General features: G+C 52.2%; 15 protein-coding genes. 3 read left to right on the top strand and 12 right to left on the bottom strand.

The annotated features are described in order from the left end of the window. The first annotated feature begins 208 nt into the window (after positions 1-208). Positions 209-1477, top strand: a complete 1269-nt coding sequence (locus OGW13_RS13325; protein WP_044327049.1) for a dicarboxylate/amino acid:cation symporter — start codon at positions 209-211, stop codon at positions 1475-1477. A gap of 90 nt (positions 1478-1567) precedes the next feature. Here OGW13_RS13325 and cheW read toward each other — a convergent pair whose 3' ends face one another. From cheW to flhD, 6 genes are all read right to left on the bottom strand, one after another. Further along, complete coding sequence (gene cheW / locus OGW13_RS13320) at positions 1568-2071, bottom strand: chemotaxis protein CheW (RefSeq protein WP_043000332.1); 504 nt, start codon at positions 2069-2071, stop codon at positions 1568-1570. Positions 2072-2092: 21 nt separating this feature from the next. Next, the gene (gene cheA / locus OGW13_RS13315; RefSeq protein ID WP_125339872.1) at positions 2093-4114 is read right to left on the bottom strand and encodes a chemotaxis protein CheA; all 2022 of its coding nucleotides are present in this window, start codon (positions 4112-4114) and stop codon (positions 2093-2095) included. Between the two features lie 4 nt (positions 4115-4118). Beyond that, complete coding sequence (gene motB / locus OGW13_RS13310; RefSeq protein ID WP_043000330.1) at positions 4119-5048, bottom strand: flagellar motor protein MotB; 930 nt, start codon at positions 5046-5048, stop codon at positions 4119-4121. Then, positions 5045-5938: a flagellar motor stator protein MotA gene (motA, locus tag OGW13_RS13305; RefSeq protein ID WP_043000329.1), complete on the bottom strand. Its 894-nt coding sequence runs from the start codon at positions 5936-5938 to the stop codon at positions 5045-5047. The genes motB and motA overlap by 4 nt, the downstream gene beginning before the upstream one ends. A gap of 126 nt (positions 5939-6064) precedes the next feature. Then, positions 6065-6643, bottom strand: a complete 579-nt coding sequence (flhC, locus tag OGW13_RS13300) for a flagellar transcriptional regulator FlhC (protein WP_042318680.1) — start codon at positions 6641-6643, stop codon at positions 6065-6067. A gap of 2 nt (positions 6644-6645) precedes the next feature. Beyond that, positions 6646-6996, bottom strand: coding sequence for a flagellar transcriptional regulator FlhD (gene flhD / locus OGW13_RS13295; RefSeq protein WP_043000328.1), 351 nt, complete (start codon positions 6994-6996; stop codon positions 6646-6648). A gap of 795 nt (positions 6997-7791) precedes the next feature. Between flhD and uspC the strand changes: the two genes are divergently transcribed. Then, positions 7792-8220: a universal stress protein UspC gene (gene uspC / locus OGW13_RS13290; RefSeq protein WP_043000327.1), complete on the top strand. Its 429-nt coding sequence runs from the start codon at positions 7792-7794 to the stop codon at positions 8218-8220. Between the two features lie 16 nt (positions 8221-8236). Here uspC and otsA read toward each other — a convergent pair whose 3' ends face one another. The 6 genes from otsA to OGW13_RS13260 all read right to left on the bottom strand — a co-directional run bounded on the left by otsA (position 8237) and on the right by OGW13_RS13260 (position 15071). Beyond that, positions 8237-9658: an alpha,alpha-trehalose-phosphate synthase gene (otsA, locus tag OGW13_RS13285; protein WP_044264801.1), complete on the bottom strand. Its 1422-nt coding sequence runs from the start codon at positions 9656-9658 to the stop codon at positions 8237-8239. Further along, positions 9633-10433: a trehalose-phosphatase gene (gene otsB / locus OGW13_RS13280; RefSeq protein WP_043000325.1), complete on the bottom strand. Its 801-nt coding sequence runs from the start codon at positions 10431-10433 to the stop codon at positions 9633-9635. The genes otsA and otsB overlap by 26 nt, the downstream gene beginning before the upstream one ends. 165 nt (positions 10434-10598) lie before the next feature. Continuing rightward, entirely contained in the window at positions 10599-11591 is a 993-nt protein-coding gene (gene araH / locus OGW13_RS13275) for an arabinose ABC transporter permease AraH (protein ID WP_043000324.1), read from the bottom strand. A gap of 14 nt (positions 11592-11605) precedes the next feature. Continuing rightward, entirely contained in the window at positions 11606-13120 is a 1515-nt protein-coding gene (gene araG / locus OGW13_RS13270; RefSeq protein WP_044328750.1) for an arabinose ABC transporter ATP-binding protein AraG, read from the bottom strand. Positions 13121-13205: 85 nt separating this feature from the next. Beyond that, positions 13206-14195 carry an arabinose ABC transporter substrate-binding protein AraF gene (araF, locus tag OGW13_RS13265; RefSeq protein WP_043000322.1) on the bottom strand — a complete coding sequence of 330 codons (990 nt, stop codon included), beginning with the start codon at positions 14193-14195 and terminating at the stop codon, positions 13206-13208. Positions 14196-14513: 318 nt separating this feature from the next. Continuing rightward, positions 14514-15071 carry a DJ-1/PfpI family protein gene (locus tag OGW13_RS13260; RefSeq protein WP_044264803.1) on the bottom strand — a complete coding sequence of 186 codons (558 nt, stop codon included), beginning with the start codon at positions 15069-15071 and terminating at the stop codon, positions 14514-14516. 519 nt (positions 15072-15590) lie between these two features. Here OGW13_RS13260 and OGW13_RS13255 point away from each other — a divergent pair. After that, positions 15591-16094, top strand: coding sequence for a non-heme ferritin-like protein (locus OGW13_RS13255; RefSeq protein ID WP_043000320.1), 504 nt, complete (start codon positions 15591-15593; stop codon positions 16092-16094). Positions 16095-16156 lie beyond the last annotated feature (62 nt).

Below are 16156 nucleotides of genomic sequence, written 5' to 3'. Positions count from 1 at the left end.
CACGTGGCTGGCAGTCACAGACGTTTATGCTATCCCGTGCTAAAAAGTACGCGGTCATGAATACAACAAAATAAGCAAATAATAAAAAAAAGTTGTAACCCACGACGAATTACTCCAGGTTAGGTAGGAAATGATTTGGCGTAATTAAATACATAAAACATATGTATCGCTGATAAAAAATTGTTAAATTCAGCCTGAGGGATTTTTAGTGGCAAATGCAAATAAACTCACGATATTCATCGTGATTTTCATGCTGGCAGGTATTGTGTCAGGTGCGGTTATTCACTCGTATACATCCGAAAGCGTCATTGCCGCCTGGTCGGATAACATCACCCTCCTCACCGACATCTTCTTACGTTTGATTAAGATGGTTATCGCCCCCCTGGTGTTCAGCACTCTGACTGTGGGCATTATGCGTCTTGGCGAGACGTCCACCATCGGACGTGTGGGCGGCAAAGCGATGATCTGGTTCATCAGCTCTTCTATTCTTTCCATTCTGGTGGGCCTTTTTATTGTCACCCTGGAACAACCCGGCAGCGGACTCAATCTGGCTATCCCGAAAGAAGCCGTGGATACCGGTCTCGCCGTCGGCGGGATGAGCCTGAAAGGTTTCCTGTCACATACCATTCCTACCAGCATTGCCGGTGCGATGGCCAATAACGAAATTTTGCAGATTGTGGTGTTCTCAATGTTCTTCGGGATCGGCGGCGCGTCGTTGGGCGAAAAATTCAATACCCCGCTGGTGGCGGCGCTGGACGTGGTTTCCCACATTATGTTGAAAGTGACCGGCTACGTGATGTACGTCGCCCCGCTGGCCATTTTTGCCGCCATCTCCTCGGTGATCGCCACCGAAGGATTGGGCATTTTGCTCAACTACGCCTCGTTCATTGGCGGTTATTACGTGGCAATTCTGATGACCTGTCTGGTGTTGCTGGCAGTGGGATATCTGGTACTGAAAAAAGAGGTGTTTCGCCTGCTTGGTATGCTCAAGGATCCGGTTCTGGTGGCCTTTACCACCAGCAGTTCTGAAGCGGCCTATCCGAAAACGCTGGAGCAACTGACGACATTTGGCTGCTCGCGCAACATCGTCTCTTTCGTGCTGCCCATTGGTTACTCGTTCAACCTGGTCGGTTCAATGGTTTACTGCTCTTTTGCGTCGATGTTTATCGCGCAGGCCTACAACATTCATCTGTCGTTTGCTGAGATTAGCGTCCTGATGCTCACGCTGATGCTGGCGTCAAAAGGTATTGCCGGCGTTCCGCGTTCCGCGTTAGTGGTGCTGGCGGCAACGATTCCGAGCTTTAACATTCCGGTCGCCGGCATTTTGCTTCTGATGGGTATCGACCATTTTCTCGACATGGGCCGTTCCGCCATTAACGTGTTAGGTAACGGTATTGCGACGGCGATGCTGGCACAAAACGAAGGTTTACTGGAAGAGAGTGAGGAGGAGGCGGTGTCACAACAGGTCGGAGCATAACGGTTGACTGTCAGATAGCGCTTCGCTTATCCGGCCTACGTTGAGGTGGTAGGCCGGATAAGGCGTTTACGCCGTCAGCTGATCATGCGATTAGGCGACGTGAGAGGCGGCCATATCTAACAGCGCCATTTCGTCACTATTCAGCAGTTTCTCAATGTTCACCAGAATCAACATCCGGTCGCCCAGCGCACCGAGTCCGGTCAGGTATTCCGTTGACAGCGTTACGGCAAATTCCGGTGCCGGACGGATTTGCTCTGCGGTCAGCGACAGCACATCAGACACGCCATCGACAACGATCCCCACCACACGCTGTCCCAGATTCAGCACAATCACCACGGTGTTATCGTTGTAATCAACATCACCCTGGCAGAACTTCACGCGCAGATCGACAATCGGCACAATCACGCCGCGCAGGTTGGTCACCCCTTTGATGAAGGCAGGCGTGTTGGCAATGCGCGTGACCTGATCGTAACCACGGATCTCCTGCACTTTCAGGATGTCGATACCGTACTCTTCATCTCCCAGCGTAAACACCAGGAATTCCTGACCTGACGGCTCGCCGGCCAGTTTGCTTACATTAGTCATACCGGTCATATTTTACCCTTTCTTACTCAATCAGGCGGCGGTGATCGCCATACGTTGTTCGCGATTTAAACCCTGCAGGGCGGAGACATCCACAATCAGCGCGACGCTGCCATCGCCAAGAATAGTGGCGGCTGAAATACCCGGCACTTTGCGATAATTACTCTCCAGGTTTTTAACCACCACCTGGTGCTGACCGATCAACTGATCGACCAACAGCGCGTAACGGCGACCGCCGCTTTGCAGGATCACCACGATGCCCTGGGTGGCTTCGGTTTTCGCCCCTTCCACTTCAAAGACTTTCCACAACTCAACCAGCGGCAGATATTCGCCGCGTACTTCCAGCACACGCTCGCCCCCTGCCAGCGGATGCAGATCATCGTCACGTGGTTGCAGGGATTCCATCACCGCATTCAGCGGCAGAATGAAGACTTCGTCGGCGACGCGCACGGACATGCCGTCGAGGATCGCCAGCGTCAGCGGCAGCAAAATACGAATGGTGGTGCCGGTCCCTTGCTTCGACTGGATTTCAACGTGGCCACCCATCTCCTGGATATTCCGTTTCACCACATCCATACCCACGCCGCGTCCGGAAACGTCGGTCACCTGCTCGGCCGTCGAGAAGCCTGGGGCAAAAATCAGCATCCCCACTTCGTCATCGGTCATGTTTTCATTGACCGCCATCCCCTGGGAGATCGCCTTCGCCAGAATGCGCTCGCGGTTCAGTCCAGCCCCGTCATCGGTCACTTCGATGCAGATGTTGCCGCCCTGATGTTCCGCCGACAAAATCAGATTGCCCACCACATTCTTACCGGATTCCATGCGTTTTTCCGGCAGTTCGATTCCGTGGTCGAGGCTGTTACGCACCAGGTGCGTTAGCGGGTCGATAATGCGTTCAATCAGGCTCTTGTCGAGTTCCGTCGAGCTGCCGACCAGCGTCAGTTCAACCTGTTTACCAAGCTTGCCCGCCAGGTCGCGTACCAGACGCGGGAAGCGGCTGAACACGTATTCCATGGGCATCATACGAATCGACATCACCGATTCCTGCAGATCGCGGGCGTTACGTTGTAACTGCCCCATGCTGGTGATGAGATCGCCATGATTGACCGGGTCGAGTTCGTTCGAACGCTGGGCCAGCATTGACTGGGTAATCACCAGCTCACCGACCAGGTTGATCAGCTGATCAACCTTCTCCACCGCCACGCGAATGCTGGTGGATTCACTGGCGCGTGCCGGTTTTTCCCGCTCTACGCGTCCGGTTTGCGCTTCTCTGGCAACCGCTTTCACCGCTGGGACGGCGACGACAGGCTGTTCGACCGCAACCACTTCAGCCACTTCCGGCTGGACCGCGGGTGCCGTCGCTGTCACCACTTTCTCAAAGGCAATCTGGTCGGCTTCAATCACAAAGCACAGCACGGCAATGACGTCATCCTCTGCAATGTCGCCATCAAGCGTGGCCGCCAGGCTGTCTTCGCCCTTGACGACATCAGACAGGGTGGACAGATTGCCCAGCTCTTCTTCCAGCAGGGCCACTTCACTGGCCTTCAGGCGCGAGAGAAAGATGCGTAATTTCGCTTCTTCTGCCACGACCACGTCGTCAGGTGTCGTGTTGTCGACCACGCTCAGTCGGGCATTCGCCACCACCGCTGGCGCGGTTTCACCTTTTGCTTCCAGCGCTAACTGGCGTAATGCCGTGCAGATGTATTCGAAACTGGCGGCATCCGGCTCCTGCGAACTTTTATAGGCATCGAGCTGTTCCTGCATAATATCTTTCGTTTCCAAAAACAGGTTGATAATGGCGGTATTGAGCTGCATCTCACCGCGACGCGCATCATCCAGCAGGTTCTCCATCAGATGCGTGGTTTCCTGCAAAACGGTAAAGCCGAACGTGCCGGCGCCCCCTTTGATGGAGTGCGCTGCACGAAATATGGCATTCAGTTGCTCGGCATCCGGCGCTTCGGGCGCCAGATCGAGCAGATGTTGCTCCATATCAGCCAACAACTCGTCAGCTTCATCAAAAAAAGTCTGATAAAAATCGCTTATATCCATGCTCACGCTATCACCTCGGATTGGCTGGTGGCGATGTGGGAACGCTTACCTGCGGACTGGCCTCAGGCTGTTGTAATACACTTACCGGCTCGTTCTGGCTTTCAGCGTTTTCATGCAAAATGGCCTGTTCGGACTGTTTGTTCAGCACCAACAGACTGATTCGGCGGTTGATGGCGTCATCCGGACCGCGATCGCTCATACGCATCGTGGCGGCCATGCCGACCACCCGTAATACTTTTCCGTCATCCAGACCGCCCTGTACCAGTTCACGCCGCGAAGCATTGGCGCGATCGGCAGAGAGCTCCCAGTTGCTATAGCCTTTCTCACCGTTCGCGTAAGGGAAATCATCCGTATGCCCGGACAGGCTGATACGGTTGGGAATACCGTTCAGCACCGGAGCGATTGCCCGCAGGATGTCACGCATATAAGGCTCAACCTCAGCGCTACCGGTTTTAAACATCGGGCGATTCTGGCTGTCGATAATCTGAATACGCAGCCCTTCCTGCACCAGGTCAATCTTCAGATGCGGACGCAGCGCCCGCAGTTTGGGATCCGATTCGATGAGCTGATCGAGGTCGCCACGCAGTTTGCTCAGGCGATTTTGTTCCATACGTTTTTTCAGTTCATCGAGGTTCGGCTGCTTATTCACTTCACCCTGTTGCTGGGTAAAGTCATCGCCACCGCCAGGAATCGCGCTCTGGCTATTGGAAATGCGATTCCCTCCCGTCACCGCCGTCGCCAGCGGGGTACGGAAGTATTCGGCAATCTGAATCAGTTCTTTAGGGCTGGAGATGGAAATGAGCCACATCACCAGAAAAAAGGCCATCATGGCGGTCATAAAGTCAGCGTAAGCAATCTTCCACGATCCGTGTGCGCCGCCGCCATGCCCCTTATGTTTGCGCCGCTTAACCACGACGATAGGATGAGACCGATTCTTCATGCGCCCTCAGTCGTCGTCTGCTGCTGTTGGTTCGGGTTTTTCACGGCGCGAACATGTTCTTCCAGTTCAATGAATGACGGGCGCTCGCTGGAATACAACGTTTTACGCCCAAACTCGACGGCGATCGGCGGGGCGTAACCGTTCAGATTTGACAGCAACGTGATTTTCACGCACTGCATCATTTTGCTGGTTTCCGCACTCTTCTGACGCAGGACGCTGGCAAGCGGTGAAATAAAACCGTAGGCCAGCAGAATACCGAGGAATGTACCGACCATCGCATGGGCAATCAGTGAGCCCAGTTCTGCAGCCGGTCGATCCGCTGACGCGAGGGCGTGTACAACCCCCATCACCGCCGCAACGATACCAAACGCCGGCAGTGAATCCCCCATCAGTGCCAGGCTGTTGGCCGGGACTTCCGATTCACTTTCGTGCGTTTCAATCTCTTCGTCCATCAGCGCTTCGATCTCGAAGGTATTCATGTTGCCGCTGATGATCAGGCGCAGGTAATCGACGATGAATTCCAGCATCACCGAGTCGGCCAGAATACGGGGATAGCTGGCAAAAATTTCGCTCTCTTTCGGGTTCTCAATGTCTCGTTCAAGCGAGAACATCCCCTGCTGGCGAGACTTAGCCATCAGGCGATAGAGCAGTGCCAGCAGATCCATATACATCGCTTTGGTGTATTTCGAACGACGAAACAGTAACGGCAGCGCTTTCAGTGTCCCCTTGATGGCTTTACCGTTGTTACCCACGATAAATGCCCCTATTCCCGCGCCACCGATGATGACAAATTCAGCCGGTTGATAGAGTGCCCCCAGGTTTCCACCAGTCATCATGTAACCGCCGAAAACTGTACCAATAACCACCAGGTAACCTAATAAGATAAGCACGACATCATCCTTCTGCTGTTGACTATGACAGGATGCGCAGTCGGGGCGTTAACGCGTTGGCGAGGCAAAAAAAAAGCAGCGGTAATGACTTACCGCTGCTGGAGTGTTTCGTCCACACCGTATCGGTTAAACAGCCTGTTCGATCTGTTCATCCAGCAGTTGTGGAATAATATCGGCAGCATCCTGGGAAAGTTTACGTCTTTTTACCGCACGGGAAGGCGGCTGGCATAAACTGCAGGCAAAACTGCCCGCAGGTTGGTGAGCGTGGGTAATGAAATTACCACCACAGCAGTTACAGCTTGATAACTGAAGCAAGCCGCTTTCGACAAAACGCACCAGCGTCCACGCGCGAGTCAACGCCAACAGCGGCCCATCTTCACCCTGCGGACACTGTTCCAGGTACAGTCGATACGCCTTAATGACGGCATCAACACCGCTACACAGGCCCGTTTTAAGTAAGAACTGCCAGGCATTACAGAACATGGAAGCATGTATATTTTGCTCCCAGGTCATAAACCAGTCAGTGGAAAACGGCAGCATGCCTTTTGGAGGGGGACTGCCGCGAAGTTCTTTGTACAGCTTGATGAGGCGACCGCGGCTTAACTGCGTTTCGCTTTCCAGCATTTGCAAACGGGCACCCAGTGTGATCAATTCCATCGCTAACTGGATATCACGAGCTTCCTGAACAATGCTTTTTTCACTCATCATCAGGCCCTTTTCTTACGCGCGGTTTCATCAGCCTGATTGACATCACTTAACAGACGCGTGGACAGCATGATACCGGTGTGAATTTGCTGGAGATCGTCTACTCTGGAATCCTGAGTCAGACGCGTAATGGTTTGATGACTGTCGAAACGGAAATGACACACAAGCTGATTCGTTTCTGCCAGTTTTACCATTTGCGGAAGGGTCAGCGCCCCCAGAGAGGTCGCCATTTCCTCATTGATTCCGAGACGAAACATGGCGGACGCTTTGTCCTGAACGATTAGACGCTGTGCAAGGAGTAAATATGACAAATTGATGTCATAAATGTGTTTCAGCAACTCGGATGTATGCATTATTCCCATCCAGAATAACCAACTTTTATTTTTATGCGGAAAAACCGCACCCCGTGATGTCGCCGGGAATTCCCGGTAAAAAAAGCAAATAGGTCAAACACATACCTTCGACTCAGGCGCTTAAAACATCAATGCGCGCGTCACGCTGGCATCTTGCCTGGTTGTAACGCGAGCACATGAATTCTTACAAATGCCTAAGATTTTTCCTAATTCGACGCAACTGTACTCGTCACACCCGAGACATACAACAAACCCACGCTGCGAATTTGGAAAATATGTGATGCACGTCACATAAATTAACTTAATCGTTAACATAAATCCATCAGTTGGGCTTTTATTTTGCTGGGAAATTAATCAGCAAAACACCATTTTATTCTCACGGGTATTAAATCAAGCGTCAGGGGCGGCGAAAGATTTTACGCAACCAGCGTTAATATCACGTAAGTAAAATAATTGAAATGCATTTATCTGCCTGCGCAAGCAAAATTATTTTTATGCTTGTGAAACAATATGTTAATTGTTACTTATTTTTTATGAATACGCAGAGCTTATGATTAGATTGCGATTAATCACGAACATGAATTTGTTAAACCAAATTTTGATTGACTCGCTGATTTAATTTAAGTCAATCGATTTGGTTAACTTTTTTAGTTATTCCTGAGTTCCACCTATAAGGAATATTAATGAATAATTATGATAGCGTTCACATTATTGTCATATAGAGGCATTGCAGTTGTCAGCAAATCGGAGTAATGCTGAAGAACCACCTCATATTCTTGCAATAAGGAGCGAGTTATGAGCTACACCCACATTCTTGTCGCCGTGGCAGTCACCCCGGAAAGCCAACAACTCCTGGCGAAAGCCGTCTCCATTGCCCGTCCCGTCAACGCACGAATCAGCCTCATCACCCTCGCCTCCGACCCCGAGTTATACAATCAATTTGCCGCCCCCATGCTGGAGGATTTACGCGCGGTAATGCATGAGGAGACCACTGATTTTCTTGAAAAACTGGGGAAAGAGGCGGGCTATCCGATCGCGCAGACGTTCATTACCTACGGCGAGTTAAGCGAGCATATTCTGGACGTGTGCCGCAAACACGACGTGGATCTGGTCATCTGTGGCAACCACAACCATAGCTTCTTTTCGCGAGCCTCCTGCTCGGCGAAAAGTGTGGTGAGTTCAAGCCTGGTGGACGTCCTGCTGGTCCCGCTTGAAGGAGATTGATCCCTAAAAACCTCGCTCAGGCAAGCTTTGGAAACGTCGCGACTTTCCGTTGCTGAAGAGTTTCAGCGCTGCGCGGGGTGATCGTCTTTAGATCGCAGATAAACTGCTCCTGCCAGTGGTTGATGTCGTTTTTGACAATCACTTCCAGCATCTCAGCATGCCGCGAAATACGCTCGGAAAGCGGCATCGTGAGTGCACGATCCAGCGCCGCCGCGACTTCATCGCGATCGTAAGGATTAACGATCAGCGCTGAGGTCAGCTCATTTGCCGCACCGGCGAACTGAGACAACACCAGAACGCCTGGATTGGCGGGATCCTGGGCAGCAACGAATTCCTTCGCCACCAGATTCATACCATCTCGCAGCGGCGTGACCAGCCCTACATCTGAATAGCGAAACACTTTCATCAGTAATTTGCGGTCGAAATGTTGGTTGAGATAGAACAGTGGCGTCCAGCCCAGTTGCCCGTATTTACCGTTAATGCGCCCGGCTTCTGTCTCAAGCTGGTGACGGATATCCTGATACGCCTGCACATCGCCACGTGAAGTGGGCGCAATCTGCGTATAACGGATTTTTCCGTGATGCTGAGGGTATTTCTCCAGCAACGCCTCGTAGGCCTGAAAACGCTCTGGCAACCCTTTTGAGTAATCCAGTCGCTCAACGGAAAAGATATTCTTTAGATTCTTCAACTCCGCTTTCAGCTGCGCCAGTTTTGGCGGCAGTGGACCAGAAGCCTGCTGGGCAATCTCCTGCGGCTCGATTCCGATGGGATACACCTCGGTGCTGAACGATTTTCCCCAGGCCGTGTGGCTGTGCGTATCGTGAGTCGTGACTCTCGTCAGGCTGGAGAGACAGTCAAGGAAGGCCAGCCTGTCGTTTTCCGTCTGGAATCCCAGCAGGTCAAAATCGCATAACTGCTCAAGCAACTCTTCCGATGACGGCAACGCGTTAAAGATTTCCGGCGTTGGGAAAGGAATGTGTAAGAAGAAACCAATACGATTATTCACGCCACGTTTACGCAGTTCGCTGGCGAACGGCAAAAGGTGATAATCATGAATCCAGAGGATGTCATCTTTTTTCAGTAACGGCAGCAGCTTATCTGCCAGCAGCGCGTTCACCCGCAGATAGCCTTCCCAGGCGGTGCGCTGAAAATTCACCAGATCTAAACGGTAGTGAAAGGCGGGCCACAACACGGCATTAGAGAACTGGTTGTAATACTCCTCGTGGTCTTTTTCGCTCAGGTTAAACGACGCCCAGGTGATATTGCCCCGGGTGACCTTTTTTAATGGCTGATCCTCGTTACCCAGCTCGCCACTCCAACCGAACCACAGTCCCCCCGCCGCTTTCAGCGCGCCCAGCACACCAACGGCCAGGCCGCCTGCACTGGTTTTGTTATCGGGGGGCGCAATTCGATTAGATACTACGACTAAACGACTCATGGCCATCTCTCCTGTCATTCATGGTTGTTTCTTGTTGTGCAGTGTAAACAGACTCCAGCCAGCGCCAGACGTCTGGCACCCCGGCTAATCGCCATTGCGCCTGCGTCTCCCCCTCTCCCACCTTCACTGAAATGCCACCCGCCTCGTTCACCACGCGAAACCCGGTCTCATCGGTCAGATCGTCACCCAGAAAAACAGGGACCCGCCCGGCAAACGGCGCTTCACGCATAAACGCGGCTATCGCTTCACCTTTATTGGTGCCTTTCGGCTTAATTTCGACAACGCACTTCCCTTGCTGGAGCGCAAGCTGCGGCCAGGTTTGCGTAATACGCAGCGCCAGCGCCTGCAGCGCAGCTTCATGTTCTGGCGCCTGTCGATAGTGCAGCGCAAACGCCATCCCTTTGGTTTCCATCTCGGTCCCCGGCAGTTTCGCCAGCGCCGTATGTAACTGCACGCTAATATCGCGTTCTATTGCCGAAGGGAGATGCACAATATGCATTTTCCCATTGATGTCACGGCGTTCAGCCCCATGCACCCCTGCCAGCGGAAAGCGCCAGGGGTGAGCCAACGCGTCAAGTTCAACCATTGAGCGCCCTGAAATCAATGCCAAAGCCCCTGCGTTGCGTTCTGCAAGGTGGTGGAGCATCTGAAGGATCGTGGGAGGAATCACCACCTGGTCTGGATGCGGCTTTAACTCCGCAAGGGTTCCATCGAGATCAAAAAAATAAGCATAGTGCACGGACTGTTCAGGGGTTACGGTTAACGGTTCTGCCACCCGGTACTCCTCCTTATTGTTATATCTGAGCCGCGCGAATCGCGCCTCATAAGCAACCGTAAGTATAGACAGTGTGACGATGCTCGCCATTTGCAAAGACAATTGCCAGCCGGGTGTAGCGGCTGGCAAAGGAGAGGAACTAGACTAAAAAGTTAGACTTTTTTATCAGACCGTACGCTTGGCTTTTTGTTTGTAACGGTCGAAGATCACTGCTGCCAGCAGGATCAAGCCGCGTACGACGTACTGGGCGAAGGGCGAAATGTTCAGCAGGTTCATCGCATTCTCCACGGTCCCCAGGATCAGGACACCCGCCACCACATATGAGATTTTTCCGATGCCGCCCTTCAGGGAAACGCCGCCTAACACGCAGGCGGAGATGACGATCAGTTCATAGCCAATGGAGGTCATCGGCTGTCCACTTGTCATACGCGAGGCGAGGATAATCCCGGCCGCCGCAGAGACCAGACCGGAGAGCACGAAAATAATGATTTTGGTACGCACCACCGGCACCCCGGCCAGACGCGCCGCCTCTTCGTTGCCCCCAATCGCCAGCGTGTTGCGCCCGAAGGTGGTTTTGTTCAACAACAAGCCAAAGATAATCAGGCAGCCTACCGTGAGCCAGATCGGCGCCGGTAAGCCGAACCAGTTGGCGTAGCCGAGGGTAAAGAAGCGCTCGTCTTCAATCCCCACCGCTTTACCGTCGGAAATGATGTATGCCAGACCACGGACGATTTGCATCGTTGCCAGCGTGGTGATCAGCGCGTTGATCTTGAGTTGTGCAATCACGAAGCCGTTAACCAGCCCGCACAGCACCCCCAGCAACAGACCCGCCCCCACGCCAATCCACAGGCTTTCGGTCATGTTGATGACCACCGCCGTGGTCACCCCGGCACAGGCAATCACCGACGCCACGGACAGGTCAAAATCTCCTGATGCCAGGCAGAACAACATGCCGCAGGCCACCATGCCCGACATGGAGATCGCCAGCCCCAGCCCTTTCATGTTGATGAATGTTGCGAAGTTCGGCACAAAAATAGCGCAGGCGAGGAACAGGACGGCGAAGACCACCAGCATGCCATACTGGTCCCAGATACGTCCCAGGCTAAAGGGTGATGGCGACTTTGGTGCGCCCGATCCGGAAGTTGTTACGGAAGACATCATTCTCTCCTTTCTCAGGCGACAGCCTGGCTAACTTTAGGCATCGCAAGGCTTAGCGCCTGGCGCTCATCCGCCTGTTCGTGAAGTAATTCCCCGGCGATCTCTCCTTCCCGCATCACCACAATGCGGTCAGCCACGCCGAGGACTTCCGGCAGGTCACTGGAGGCGAACAGCACGGCAACGCCGCGTGCGGCCAGGGCATAAATAACGTTATAAATTTCGTGCTTCGCGCCAACATCAATGCCGCGTGTCGGTTCGTCGAGCAAAATCACTTTCATCTCTTCCGATAGCCAGCGACCGAGAATCGCCTTTTGCTGGTTACCACCGGAGAGATTCATAATTAACTGTTCGGCACTGGGGGTTTTGATATTCAGCGAGCGAATGTGTTGGTCAGCATTGGTTTCTTCCCATCCGTTGTTGATCACACATCCCCCCAGCACATGCTTACGCCGGGCACTGATGTTGATGTTGTCACGTACCGAATGCACCGGGATGATCCCCTCCGCTTTCCGGTCTTCCGGGCACAGCATCATGCCTGCCGCGATAGCATTCGCCGGCTTGCGGATATCAATCGGTTTTTCGTCGATGTACACCTGCCCTTCGCTGATACGGGTGCCGCCAAATAAGCCTTTCATTAACTCACTGCGGCCCGCGCCTACCAGCCCAAACAGCCCAACGATTTCGCCGCTGCGTACCGTAAGGCTGATGGGTGTGCGTACGCCCTGCGCTTTTACGGCATGCAAGCGCAGGCGTTCTGCGCCATAGGGACGTGGCTGCCAGCCGTAAATATCGCCCAGATCGCGCCCAACCATCGCCTGCACCAGCGCATCGTGGTTGACCTGCTGCATGTCGGTAAAGGTTTTCACGTAACGGCCATCTTTAAACACGGTAATCGCATCACTGAGCGCGAAAATCTCTTCCATGCGGTGCGAAACATACAGAATGACGCGCCCTTCTTTACGCAGTTCGCGGATCACCCGGAACAGGTTTTCGATCTCCCTTGCAGAGAGCGAACTGGTCGGTTCATCGAAGGCAATAATCTTGGCGTTGCGCGCCAGTGCTTTGGCAATTTCCACCATCTGCCACTGGCCGATGGAGAGATATTTCAGAGGGGTCGCAGGATCGATATCCATCCCCAGATGTTTAAGTTGTAAACCCGCTTCATAATTAAGCAGAGTGCGGTTCACAATGCCGCCTTTGTGTGGCAGTTGCCCGAGATAGATATTCTCGGCAACGGTCATCTCCGGCACGAGATGTAATTCCTGGTAAATAATGGCAACGCCGGCATTCAGCGCGGCGGTAGTATCCGCGAAGCGCATTTCCTGCTCGCGAATCGCCAAAGAGCCCGTGGTTGGCGCATAGTTACCGCTGAGAATTTTTAAAAGCGTTGATTTCCCGGCACCATTTTCACCCATCAGCGCATGCACCTGACCGGCGTAACAGTCAAAACTGATATCCGTAAGCGCTTTAACGCCGGGGAAGGTTTTACCAATGCCGCGAAATGAGAGATACGGGGTAGACTGTTGCATAACGTCTCCGTGAGTCAGTATCGTTCTAACCGGTTGCCGGATGGCGACATGAGCGATGCCATCCGGCTTTTCACTTGCTGTCTTCTTACTTACCGCCTAACCCTTTTTTCGCCAGCTCTTCTTTGAAGTTGTCACGGGTGATCAGCACCACGTCAGTCACTTCGGTGAATGCCGGTGGTTCTGCGCCTTTAGTCACCCAGTTGTAGAGCATTTCGCTGGATTTATAACCGTGAACGTCCGGGCTTGGCAGCAGTGAGCCGTAGAAGCCGGTCGCCTGCCCTTTCGACAGTTCGCTCACTGCGTCAACGCCATTAATACCAATGCCGATCACGTCCGCCGCCTTAAAGCCCTGGCCTTCAGTGGCGCGCACGCCGCCGAGTACCGTGTTATCGTTCATGCCGACAATCAACCAGTGTTTAACTTCAGGGTGCTGAACCAGCATGGAGTTGGCAGCATCAAATGCGCCGGGGATATCGTTAGATTTGGTAGGAACCTGGTAAATCTGTTTTTCCGGGAAACCGGCGGCTTTCAGCGCTTCCATCGAACCGCCGGTACGACGACGTGCGGTATCCAGTTCGTTGGCCGTAATCGCCATAACCGCGGTGTCTTTGACGTCCCAACCCCGTTTCTGCATCTCTTTATACAGTTCCTGGCCCTGACGCTCGCCGATTTTGGTTGCCGCCATCATCACCAACGGGACGGTATCCATCGGTTTGCCTTTGGCATTGACGAACTGATCGTCCACGGCGATCACTTTCATGTCGTAGCCGCGCGCCTTCGCGACAATAGCGGAACCCAGTTTTGGATCCGGGGTACAAATAACAAACCCCTTCGCCCCGCTCGCCGCCAGGCTGTCGATCGCATTCAGCGTCTTCTCGCCGTCCGGCACCGCAATTTTAATCACTTCAAAGCCCAAATCTTTCCCGGCTTTATCGGCAAATTTCCACTCCGTCTGGAACCAGGGTTCTTCCGGTTGTTTCACCAGAAAACCCAGTTTCATCGATTCTGCCATAGCGGATTGTGACATAACGGCAGCCAGACCGATGGCTGCCAGCGCTTTAGTGAATTTGTGCATGGTTAACTCCAGCTTTAGCGTCATTTTATGTAGGGTAATATTCAACGACTTTATGTAATTCAGACGAAAAACAAGGCATTACCAAAAGAACTCAAGATAAGTGCCAGTGCTGGAATAGTTGTAGCGGGAAATTGATTCTCCATAGGAGAGCGGCATCACACCGCAGAATTACAGTAATTGCGTACATAAATTCAGCGGAAAATGACATAAGAAATGGGGTAATTGTCAGACAAATAAAAAATGGCGTAGCACATTAATCCATAAGGTCAGCTCACAAATCCTTGTACCCGAATACCCCTGTATTCGGGTACAAACGAATTACCACGGATAATAGATATGTTCAGCATGTTCACGAACGGGTTGGTCATCGCCTAACAAACGGGCTGACAGCGTCAGGGCAAAATCAAAAATATGGCCTAATCCTTTACTACTCAGGAGATGCCCATCCTCCACAACCGGCGCATCAACATAAACGCCATCAGTCACCGTTTTATAGAGATCGCCTGAGCAGACATAACGGCGCCCCTTCAGTAAGCCGTTGCCGCCTAATACACGAGCGGCCGCTGAACAAATGGGACAAATTAATTTTCCGGCGGCATCATGACGCGAGACAAACTCAATAACCTGTGGATTCGCCGCCAGGTTTACGCTCCCTTGTGGGCCGCCCGGCAGCACCACCGCGTCATACAGGCGCTCCTGTTGCCCCGCCAGCGTGTAATCGGTGACCATTGGGACATTGTGGTAGCTCACGACGGCGCGAGATTCCGCGCAGGCCAGGGTATCGACGTCAATATTCAGACGACGCAAGATATCAATAGTAACGATCGCTTCCGCTTCCTCGAAACCCGATGCCAGCAAGACGGCCACTCTTTTCATTCACCTTTCCTCATTTATTACAGGCTGATAACACCGAAAATGACGGATTAATCATTCGGTTATAATTGAACAAGATGTCGCTGCCCTGATTTTTAGTAAGAGACAAACTGGCATTATTTCTGCCAGAACGGTTTCACAGGATTATTATCGCGGCAGGGACGGTAAAGATTATCAATATTCTGATATTACCACGCTAAACTATCCACTTTTGTGACTTAAAACATCATTTCAAAATCACAAAACCATTCAAGATTCAACAAAATCAATCAGATATATAATTTCACATTATGTTTACCAAATACGGGTTGACGTATTAACTTCAGTAATGTGTAAAAAATCATAAACAATGCCACTTAAGGATTTTCTTATTCCGTTGATGCAGGTATGCTTATTTTCGATTCGCGATGGAATTGACTCTTCGATCACATAATGGACTGGCAGAATGGACGTATTCTGCTAACAGTAAGTTGTGCAGATTAGCGCTGCACATCCCTTCTATCAGGAAATAAGGATATTGATATGGCTGCAGTTGGAATGGTAAACAAACTCAATAATCAAATGAATCTTGAGTTTTATGCTTCCAATCTCTACCTCCATCTGAGTGAGTGGTGTTCTGAACACCGTCTAATGGGTACTGCGACTTTCTTACGTACTCAAGCCCAGAGTAATGTCACCCAAATGATGCGCGTCTTTAACTTCATGAAAAATGCCGGGGCGAATCCGGTCGTTAAGGCCATTGATGTACCAGGCGAAGACTTACATTCGCTGGAAGAACTGTTTCAGAAAACAATGGAAGATTATGAGCAGCGCGCCAGCACGCTTTCGCAGCTCACCAACGAAGCGGAAGCCCTGAACGATGCGCCTACCCTGAATTTTCTCCACGCTCTGGAAAAAGAACAGCAGCAAGATGGGCTGTTGTTACAAACGATTCTTGAGGAAGTGCGTAGCGCCAAACGCGCGGGACTGTGCCCTGAGCAGACCGATCAGCACGTGCTCAACGTCGTCAATTATCAACAGCATTAATTGACCACGCTATTGGCCTGCATTTCACTCCCCGGCAGGCCAATTCGCAAAGCCTTTTCAGC

The sequence above is a fragment of the Citrobacter sp. Ca225 genome (assembly GCF_030337175.1).
Lineage (GTDB): Bacteria > Pseudomonadota > Gammaproteobacteria > Enterobacterales > Enterobacteriaceae > Citrobacter_A > Citrobacter_A amalonaticus.
The sequence above is the reverse complement of the archived record's forward strand: the minus strand, read 5'-3'. Positions and strand labels throughout refer to the sequence as shown.